We start from the raw sequence: 9,609 nt of genomic DNA, 5'->3' as shown, positions 1-9,609 counted from the left end.
TTTATCAGAAGGTATCCTTTTTTTGTACATTTATTTTATTTTTTAATCAAATTAAAAAAGTGACTTCCTACTTATCTTTGTAGAAAGTCACTTTTCTGTTTTTACTGGGTTTTGTCCCAGCCTCTTTTTGTTTGCATAAAGATCTAGCGTATGACAACTAGCTTAGCATCTCCCAACTTTTAAGGAAGGTTTTCCCCAGTAACTGTCTAATTTCCATCAAATCATATTTCTCTTCTAATTTTTCTTTTATAAATGTTAAGACCTCTACTGCTTCAATTTCAAAATATATTATTTGATCGATTGTTTTTGTTGGTATATACGCTTTAAAAGTATCCATCCATTCCCAGATTTTAAGCATTGGCGTTTGAATCACTTTACTCATTCCTAATAGGCTAATGACATGCATCTTTCGTTTCACCGACCTTATTTTTTAACTCTTCTTGAGCTATATTATAACTCACTACTTCTTTTAAGGTATGGAAGAATTAAGTAAAATAAATAACAAAGCAAACACATAAGATAAAATATCCGTTTTAAATGTTTCAGCTAGAATATAAAAGGGCTATAATACAAGTAATAGGAATTATTCATAATGTATATTATTTTTTATTTTTTTCTTTTAATGATAAAGTAATGGAGTTAACATAGTTATCCGCATATATTACAAATAGAATAGAACGAAAAAGAAGGGATTTACGCATGATAGAACTATTTCAAAATCTTAGTCCAGTGATGCAAGCCTTGTTGGCGACTATTTTTACTTGGGGAATGACCGCATTAGGAGCTGCTATTGTCTTTGCGACAAAAACCGTGCATCAGAAACTGTTAGATAGTATGTTAGGATTTGCCGGCGGCGTGATGATAGCAGCAAGTTACTGGTCATTACTTGGGCCATCCATCGAGGCATCCACCAATAACGCAATTGGTCCTTGGTTCCCTGCATTGGTTGGTTTCTTATTAGGAGGCGGATTTTTATGGGCAATTGATAAAATCCTTCCGCACCTCCACCCAAACACAGAAAAGAAAAACGCAGAAGGGTTAGCACCTAACAAAAGAAAACGCAGTACATTATTAGTTCTAGCTATTACGATTCATAACATTCCTGAAGGCTTGGCAGTTGGTATAGCCTTTGGCGCCTTAGCAAATCATAGTAATGAAGCTGCTTTGGCTGGAGCAATTACACTTGCTATCGGGATAGGAATTCAGAACTTCCCTGAAGGTGTCGCTGTTGCTATGCCGTTAAGAGGAGAAGGAATGTCCCGAGGGAAAAGCTTTATGTATGGACAGTTCTCTGGTTTAGTGGAGCCTATTGCAGCAGTTATTGGCGCTTTAACTGTTGCACATATTGAGCCATTGCTTCCATACGCTCTGAGCTTTGCTGCAGGTGCGATGATTTTCGTTGTTGCTGAAGAAGTGATTCCAAGCTCACAGGAAAATGGAAATAGAGACTTAGCAACAATAAGTCTAATGATTGGTTTTGCGCTTATGATGGTTTTAGATGTTGCATTAGGATAGTCTCTTTATCAAACATAGCTTAATTTAAGGAAAAGGAAGTCCATGACTCCGGTTCTGAATCATGGGCTTCCTTTTTTCTGCTCACTTAAAATATTCTTCTATCACGGTCTTGGAAATTCCTTGATCAAGTGCTTCAAACTCTTCATACTGGATAGCTTCATAGAGTTCTTTTCTCGTTTGCATATCCTCTAAGCCATTTTTCTGTGTACCTTCATCACGAATCAATCCAAAAATACGTTCATACGCCTTGGCAGCAACACGCAAAGAGCTTACCGGATAAATAACCATATCAAAGCCTAAACGCTCAAATTCTGTTGCTGTTAAATATGGTGTTTTTCCAAACTCCGTCATATTAGCTAACAACGGAGCATCAATAGCGTTTGCCACCGCATGGAACTCTTCGTCATTTTGCAAAGCTTCTGGGAAAATAGCGTCTGCTCCAGCTTCCACATAGGCCTGTGCACGGTCAATGGCGCTATCTAAACCTTCAATGGCTCTAGCATCCGTTCTCGCCACAATATAAAGAGTTGGTGCTACTTTTTTAATCGCAGCTATTTTTTGCATCATTTCTTCTTTCGTAACGACATTTTTTCCGTTTAAATGTCCACATTTTTTTGGCAGCTGCTGATCCTCCAATTGAACAGCTGCAACATTTGCTTCGACCATTTCTCTTGCTGTCCGAACAACATTCAATATACCGCCAAAGCCCGTATCAATATCTACAAGTAAAGGTAAATTCGTTGCCCGAACAATTTCTTTTGCCCGTTCAGCAACTTCTTCTGAGGTCACAATGCCTAAATCAGGTAATCCCTTACTTGCTGTATAAGCAGCTCCAGATAAATATAGTGATTGAAACCCTGCTTGCTTAGCAACTAATCCCGCCATGGCATCATGTGTTCCAGGAATTTGTAAGATTCCTTGTTCTGCTGCCAGCTGCCGAAATTTATCAGCTAATTCATGTTGCGGTATTGGGCTGTCTACAATCCACGCCATCTTTTTCCTCACCCTTCTAATCTAAAAATAATTCAATAAAATCGGTAATTGGCATTTGTTTTATCCTATCATAATTTACAGTCTGCTCCTCAATACGTTTTGCCTGTTTTTCCGTAAACTGCGTTGCTAAATTGGCTTCGTATTTTTCTATTATTTTTGGAAATGCCTCTTCTCTACGGAAACGATGACCTAAAGGATATTCGCAATCCACGATATCTGTTGCAGTTCCATCTACAAAATGTACCTGTACAGCATTGGCGATTGAGCGCTTCTCAGGGTTTAGATAATCCGCAGAGTATTGTTTATTTTCTATTACGGTCATTTTATCACGAAGTTCATCAATTCGCGGATCTTTTGCTACATCATCTTCATAGTCCTCAGCAACAATATTCCCTTTTAATAATCCAATGGCTGTAATGTACTGTAAACAATGATCCCTGTCTGCTGGATTATGAAGCGGTCCTTTTTTATCAATGATACGAATAGCTGATTCATGCGTCGCTATAGTGATTTCTTTAATTTCATCAATACGTTCAATCACTTCTGGATGTAACTGAACAGCGGCCTCTGCAGCTGTTTGCGCATGGAATTCAGCTGGATAGGAAACTTTGAATAAGACATTTTCCATCACATAGCTATCAAGCGGTCTTTTCAACACAAGTTCTTTCCCTTTGAAAAGAACGTCTTGAAATCCCCATCCTTCTGCTGTCAAAGCAGTATGATAGCCCATCTCCCCTTTTATAGCCATTAGTGCCAGACGCACAGCACGGCTTGTCGCATCACCTGCCGCCCATGATTTTCTGGAACCTGTGTTAGGAAAATGACGATAAGTACGTAAACTGGAATTATCAATCCAAGCATTCGACAATGCATTGGTAATTTCCTCTTTTCCACCACCCAGCATTTTTGTAACCACAGCAGTTGTAGCAATTTTCACGTATAACACATGATCTAAACCAACGCGATTCAGACTATTTTCTAAAGCAAGAATTCCTTGGATTTCATGCGCTTTAATCGTCATTTCTAAAATTTCTTTAACGGTCAGCGGCGTTTCCCCTTTATTTTCACGTAACTGACTCACATAATCCGCAACAGCTAAAATACCTCCTAGGTTATCGGAAGGATGTCCCCATTCTGCTGCAAGCCATGTGTCATTATAATCTAGCCAGCGTATCATTGTTCCTATATTAAATGCGCCTTGTACCGGATCAAGCACATGCGGGGTGCCGGGAACTCTTACACCATTTGGAACAACAGTCCCTGGAACAATTGGTCCTAACAATTTTGTACACTCTGGGTAATTTAAGGCGAGAATTCCGCAGCCAATTGTATCAATTAGTACATGATGCGCTGTTTTAAAAGCCTCTTCACTATCTATTTCTTTATTTAATACATAATCAGCAATCTCTTCTAAAAGCTGATCGGTTCGATTTGTTTTGATGGATTCCATCTTTATTGCCTCCCCTATTAATACGCTTTTCCTGTATATTCTACTCTAGGTCTAAAAATTCGATTATTTTCATGCTGCTCCATAATATGCGCCGCGAGTCCAGCAGTACGTGCACTGAAGAAAATAGGCGTATAAAGTGAAATCGGAATGCCCAGCTTCCAATAGACCGGTGCTGCATAATAATCCAGGTTAGGATATAAACCTTTTTCTTCCCTCATAATTGCTTCGCCAGCTTCACACATCTCCAAGAGCTGATAATCATTATCTTTTTCACAAAGTTTTCGTAATGCTTCCTTCGTGATCGTCGCTCTTGGATCCATTTTTTTCATATAGACCCGATGTCCAAAGCCCATGATTTTCTCCTTATTTTGGAGCTTATGGTGGATTAAAGCTTCAAATCCGTCCACAGAGTCTACTTCCTGAAGCATATACATCACCGCTTCGTTCGCTCCACCATGTAAATTGCCTTTTAAAGAAGAGATTGCGCCCGTCAATGCACCATACATATCTGAATTTGTGGAAGCAATCACACGCGACGCAAATGTCGAGTTAGGCATCTCATGTTCACTATAGAGCAGCAATAATTGGTCGAAAATTTCAACCTCTTGTTCCGACGGCTTCTTTCCGGTAATCATATATAAGAAATTTGCACTGTAGCTAAGGTTTTTATCTGGAGGGACAATCTCTAATCCTTCTGTTGCCAAATAGCTATTTACCGTGATAAAAGGTAGTTGTCCTAACAGCTTATAAGCACGGCGCTTATTTTCTTCATGGGAACGATTTTCAATATTTGAATCATATCCAGCTAATGCTGAGATAACCGTACGCATCCCGTCCATCGGATGCATTCCTTTTGGCAAAAGGTTAAATAGAGGTAATACATCATCTGGTAAGCTATATAATTCTTTGACTTTATCCTCTAATATCTTTTTTTCCTCTTGATTAGGAATGTTCCCTTCCAATAGCAAATGCACCACATCAAAATATGTTTTGTCTTTCGCTAATTCAATCAAGTCCTCCCCACGAATAACAATTTTCTCACGATCCACATCTAAAAAAGATATTTCTGTTTTTGCCGCAATAACTCCATCTAAACCAGGTACAAAACTTTCCTCCGTACGCATTGTTTCTCCCCCTTTTCGTGAAAGCGCAGTCATTTTAATTAATGAAATTGAAAGGCAGACTATTTAGCAACTAGCTGACAATCTTTTATACCATCCTGCCCAATAAAAAATCTTTTCCTATCATTTAGTATAACCTTGAATTGAAAATTAGAAAAATATATAATATTAATAAATAACAATAGATTTTTTCTATGTCTATATTAAGGGGGCGGATACCATTGAATCTGCAAGACTGGAAAATGCTCGCTACACTATACGAAACAGAAAATATTACGCAAGCTGCTCATCAATTATTTTTATCGCAACCCACCCTAACCGCCAGGATTCAAAAGCTTGAAAATCACTATGATGTGACCCTTATTTTGAGGAAGCGACGTGGCATTACCTTTACTCCAGAAGGGGAGGAACTTGCACAGCATGCCAAGCGAATGCTTCTAGAACAACGTAAAATGGAGGAAAAGCTAAGCAATATGCGAGGGGAAGTAAAGGGAACATTGCGAGTTGGTGTTTCCAATTTCTTCGCCGCAAATAAAATGCCAAAGCTGCTACAGCGATTTAAAGAAAAATATCCTGATGTAGAGTGTCAAGTTGTGACCGGCTGGAGCAGTGATATGCACCGCCTTTTATTAAATCATGATGTTCACATCAGTTTTATTAAAGGAAATTATGCCTGGAAAGAAAAGAAAGCGCTATTATATGAAGAAGAAATTTGCGTTGCCTCTCCTTGGGACTTTAAATGGGAGGAACTGCCTAACCTCCCAAGAGTAGACTATTATACTGATGATCATATGCGAATGATGTTAGATGATTGGTGGCATCAAAATTATATCGAGCAGCCAAACATCACGATCCATGTCAATCAAGTAGAGACCTGCAAAGAGATGGTTATCCACGGGCTTGGTTACGCTATTGTTGCTAATTTAGTCGTCCGACCTCACTCCCAATTATTTATTAAGCCAATTTCCGATCCATCAGGCCAGCCTTTAAAAAGGCAAACCTGGATGTATTATCAGGAAGATGCCTTACAAATGAATATTGTACGGGCATTTGTTGAATTTGTTCAAACGTTAGACGTCAAAGCTTTATAGCATTTATTAATATGTAACAAAGCTCGCAAGCAGCCAAATAAGAATAAAACTAACAATGATTGTCATATTCACTAACGTTCCGACCATTCTTGTATTGTACTTATATCTTATTGCATATACCACGACAGTTGTGGAGGATGGAAGAATAAAACCAATTAAAATGGTGTTTGCAAGCATGGGATAATCAGAAAGTAGCCAAAATAAGAAAAAACCAATTGCGAGCCCTCCTCCATATTTCACGAGTAAATACTTTCCAATTAAAGGAACCCATGATTTCTCAAAGGAAAAGTTTAAATAAAGACCTAGTAATAGCAAGGATAATGGCATATTTGCTGCGGAGATAATTCCCGCTGTATCTAAGAAGAAGTTCGGTAAATGAATATCCAATATGTTTATGACAACAACAAACATATATGTTAAAAATGGAATGGATCGGAGTAATGGACTAAGCGCTTCTCTCCAATAAAATTTCGATGTTCCTTTGGCATAATAGCCTGCTATAAAGAAACATAAACCAAAAACAATAACAGAATTACCAACATCGAACATTCCAAAGTGTTGAATTCCTTCTTTTCCCCAAATAGCTTCTACCAAAGGGAAGGCAAATAATCCAACATTCACACCTGGCACCATCATGGCAGCCATTCCTTTTATATTCGGTTCCTCAAAGCGAAATGCAAAAATTCCTATCACTGCGGAAATAAGACCAAATAGAATAGCGATTAAAATAAGTGACATAAGAGAAAATGTTATCTCCATCTGATCAAATGTTACAATAACTAATGCGGGCAACGTTATATTAAAAACAATTCTTGCAATTGTCTGCCCATCCGATTCTTTTAATATTTTAATTCTCTTAAACAAATAACCAAGTAAAATAATGAATACAGAAATAATAAATTGCTGTTGAAATCCTTCCAATGTTCTCTACCCCTTTAAAAAATAAACACCTTTTTCATCTTATCACAGTCTGATTACCGTTCCTACAGAAAGGCCTATAGCTTCATTATTATCAAAAAAACACAATGATTGCACGACCATACAAAATAGTCTTATGATGATATAAACGGCAGATATTCGAGGTGCAATATGCAGAAGATAATTTTATTTGACGGAGAATGCCATGTCTGTGATAGCTTCGTCCAATTTATCTTACAAAGAGATACAGAAAAACAATTTCTTTTCGCTTCACTGCAAAGCGAAGTTGGAGAATTTATAAAAACGAAATATCAAGTTCCAAAAAACATCGACAGTGTTTTACTTGTCGATAAAGATAAACACTCTATAAAATCGGATGCTGCGTTAAACGTGCTTCAAAACTTAAATTACCCTTGGAAAATACTTGTCATAGGGAAGATTTTCCCACGCTTTCTAAGAGATGCTTTTTATGATCTTATTGCACGTAACAGGTATAAATGGTTTGGAAAAAAACGAGCCTGCCGTCTCCCCACACCACAAGAACGCGAACGATTTGTGGAAACGGTAGACGACTTAAAATTAAATGAAATTGCTGAACGTTAACTTCAAAAAAACTTTGCAAATAAAATAAAACCATTCCCCGGGAGGTCCCCACCTCTCCCAAGGAATGATAGTTGAATCACCTAAGCAATTAACTGATTTTATTAACGGCTCTACAGACAGTATTCTTATGCAAAAAAACAACAAAGTTTTTATTCGTTCAACAGATTTTCTGTTTTATTTATCGTCCATTTCTTCCTTAATTTCTTCCTCAATACCATAATCCTCGCCAAACTCCGCCCTTAAGTTTGCTGGCAAATCATCCGTATCTTGCATTGTTTCGCCAACTCCAGAAAATAAAGTTGTGAGATAATAAATGGCACTAATGCCGACAAGCCCATAAATAATTCGAGAAAGGATAGCGGTCTGTCCCCCAAAAATAGCTGACACTAGATCAAATTGAAAAAATCCAATTAGTCCCCAGTTAATACCACCAATAACCAATAAAGTGACTGCAATAGCATGTAGTGTTTTCATTGTTTCTCACCTCCTCATAACTTATCTTTTACTTAATCACTTATTTCATACTTCCACTCCTTGGTAATCAGGGAAAAGGAAGAATGTTTTTCAAGGAAGGAAAAATACGCTTTATAATTCTTTTAAAAAGCAAACGCTCCAATGAATGATCTCATTGGAGCGCTCGTTTAGAATAGATTAATTCGCTTGCAACACTTTTTTAATTTTATCTAGAGCCCAGTCAATTTCTTCTTTTGTAATGGTTAATGGCGGCGCAAAACGAATTGTGGTTTCATGTGTTTCTTTGCATAGAATTCCGTTTTCCTTTAACGCTTCGCAAATAGGTCGTACAGGCTTATTAAATTCCACCCCTATAAATAATCCTCTTGCACGCACCTCTTTCAAATCAGGATTATTCACAGCAGTTAATTCAATCGCAAAATATTCACCTAACTCAAGTGATCTGGCAACAAGATTTTCCTCTTCAATTACATCCAAAGCTGCCATCGATACAGCACAAGCTAATGGATTTCCTCCAAAAGTCGAACCATGTGAGCCAGGTGTAAATACATCCATAATCTCTTTGTTAGCAGCAATAGCAGAAATAGGCATAACACCTCCGCCTAACGCTTTCCCCATTACGTATATATCAGGCTCTACATTCTCCCATTCACAAGCAAACATCTTCCCTGTGCGTGCAAAACCAGTCTGAACTTCATCCGCAATAAACAATACATTTTCCTCATCACAAATTTTTCGAACTTCCTGCAAGTAGCCTTCAGGCGGAATAAGAATGCCCGCTTCTCCTTGAATCGGCTCCAAAATTACTGCTGCTGTATTTGGTGTGATTGTTTCTTTTAATGCTTGTATATCTCCATAATTTATTTTATAAATACCTGGCAAAAATGGTCCATAATTTGTTGTCGCACTTGGATCATCCGAAAGCGAAACCGCGTTCATTGTTCTGCCATGAAAATTGCCTCTGGCAGCAATAATCTCTGCTTGGTTATCGTCCACGTCTTTTTTCTCATATGCCCATCTACGCGCAGCTTTTATTGCTGTCTCGACCGCTTCTACCCCTGTATTCATCGGTAACACCTTGTCTTTATTTGTTAATTTTGCAAGCCGCTCTGTCCAAGGTCCTAATAGTTCATTATGAAAAGCTCTGGAAGTAAGCGTCACTTTATCCGCTTGTTTTTTTAACGCTTGAATAATTTTAGGATGCCGATGCCCTTGATTGACAGCCGAGTAAGCGCTTAACATATCCATGTACTTATTTCCTTCTGGATCTTTTACCCAAACTCCCTCCGCATCCGAGATAACGACTGGCAATGGGTAATAATTATTCGCACCATAGGCTGAAGTTAATTCCATTATTTCTTTTGACGTAACCATAAAGCATCCTCCCTTAATTCCACCTGAATTTTCTTTCTTCTTTAGAATAAGCATACGTCCCATGAAACGT

Annotated in this window: 10 protein-coding genes; 3 read left to right on the top strand and 7 right to left on the bottom strand. The window is 38.0% G+C overall.

The window, feature by feature from the left end:
• Positions 1-157 precede the first annotated feature (157 nt).
• Complete coding sequence (locus tag KI343_RS17850) at positions 158-406, bottom strand: hypothetical protein (protein WP_212927780.1); 249 nt, start codon at positions 404-406, stop codon at positions 158-160.
• Between the two features lie 293 nt (positions 407-699).
• On the opposite strand from KI343_RS17850, the gene KI343_RS17845 reads away from it, so the two are divergent.
• Positions 700-1,515 (top strand): ZIP family metal transporter, encoded by an 816-nt coding sequence (locus KI343_RS17845; RefSeq protein WP_212927779.1) that lies wholly within the window; start codon positions 700-702, stop codon positions 1,513-1,515.
• Positions 1,516-1,596: 81 nt separating this feature from the next.
• Here the strand turns inward: KI343_RS17845 and prpB are convergent, their stop codons facing one another.
• From prpB to mmgD, 3 genes are read right to left on the bottom strand one after another with little or no spacing between them, the layout of a single operon-like run.
• Positions 1,597-2,508, bottom strand: coding sequence for a methylisocitrate lyase (prpB, locus tag KI343_RS17840; protein ID WP_212927778.1), 912 nt, complete (start codon positions 2,506-2,508; stop codon positions 1,597-1,599).
• A 16-nt stretch (positions 2,509-2,524) separates the two neighbouring features.
• Positions 2,525-3,958: a bifunctional 2-methylcitrate dehydratase/aconitate hydratase gene (locus KI343_RS17835; RefSeq protein ID WP_212927777.1), complete on the bottom strand. Its 1,434-nt coding sequence runs from the start codon at positions 3,956-3,958 to the stop codon at positions 2,525-2,527.
• A gap of 17 nt (positions 3,959-3,975) precedes the next feature.
• Positions 3,976-5,082 carry a citrate synthase gene (gene mmgD, locus KI343_RS17830; protein WP_212927776.1) on the bottom strand — a complete coding sequence of 369 codons (1,107 nt, stop codon included), beginning with the start codon at positions 5,080-5,082 and terminating at the stop codon, positions 3,976-3,978.
• A gap of 218 nt (positions 5,083-5,300) precedes the next feature.
• Between mmgD and KI343_RS17825 the strand changes: the two genes are divergently transcribed.
• Complete coding sequence (locus tag KI343_RS17825) at positions 5,301-6,170, top strand: LysR family transcriptional regulator (protein WP_212927775.1); 870 nt, start codon at positions 5,301-5,303, stop codon at positions 6,168-6,170.
• A 6-nt stretch (positions 6,171-6,176) separates the two neighbouring features.
• On the opposite strand, the gene KI343_RS17820 is transcribed toward KI343_RS17825, so the two are convergent.
• Entirely contained in the window at positions 6,177-7,091 is a 915-nt protein-coding gene (locus tag KI343_RS17820; protein WP_212927774.1) for an AEC family transporter, read from the bottom strand.
• A gap of 168 nt (positions 7,092-7,259) precedes the next feature.
• On the opposite strand from KI343_RS17820, the gene KI343_RS17815 reads away from it, so the two are divergent.
• On the top strand, positions 7,260-7,691 hold the full coding sequence (locus tag KI343_RS17815) for a thiol-disulfide oxidoreductase DCC family protein (RefSeq protein ID WP_212927773.1): 432 nt from the start codon (positions 7,260-7,262) through the stop codon (positions 7,689-7,691).
• Positions 7,692-7,865: 174 nt separating this feature from the next.
• Here KI343_RS17815 and KI343_RS17810 read toward each other — a convergent pair whose 3' ends face one another.
• The gene (locus KI343_RS17810; RefSeq protein ID WP_212927772.1) at positions 7,866-8,165 is read right to left on the bottom strand and encodes a DUF378 domain-containing protein; all 300 of its coding nucleotides are present in this window, start codon (positions 8,163-8,165) and stop codon (positions 7,866-7,868) included.
• A gap of 177 nt (positions 8,166-8,342) precedes the next feature.
• Positions 8,343-9,539, bottom strand: a complete 1,197-nt coding sequence (locus tag KI343_RS17805; protein WP_212927771.1) for an ornithine--oxo-acid transaminase — start codon at positions 9,537-9,539, stop codon at positions 8,343-8,345.
• Between the last annotated feature and the right edge of the window lie 70 nt (positions 9,540-9,609).

This window comes from Oceanobacillus sp. J11TS1 (genome assembly GCF_018333215.1).
Lineage (GTDB): Bacteria > Bacillota > Bacilli > Bacillales > Amphibacillaceae > Oceanobacillus.
Note: the sequence above shows the minus strand (reverse complement) of the source record. Positions and strands in the feature narration are given on the sequence as shown.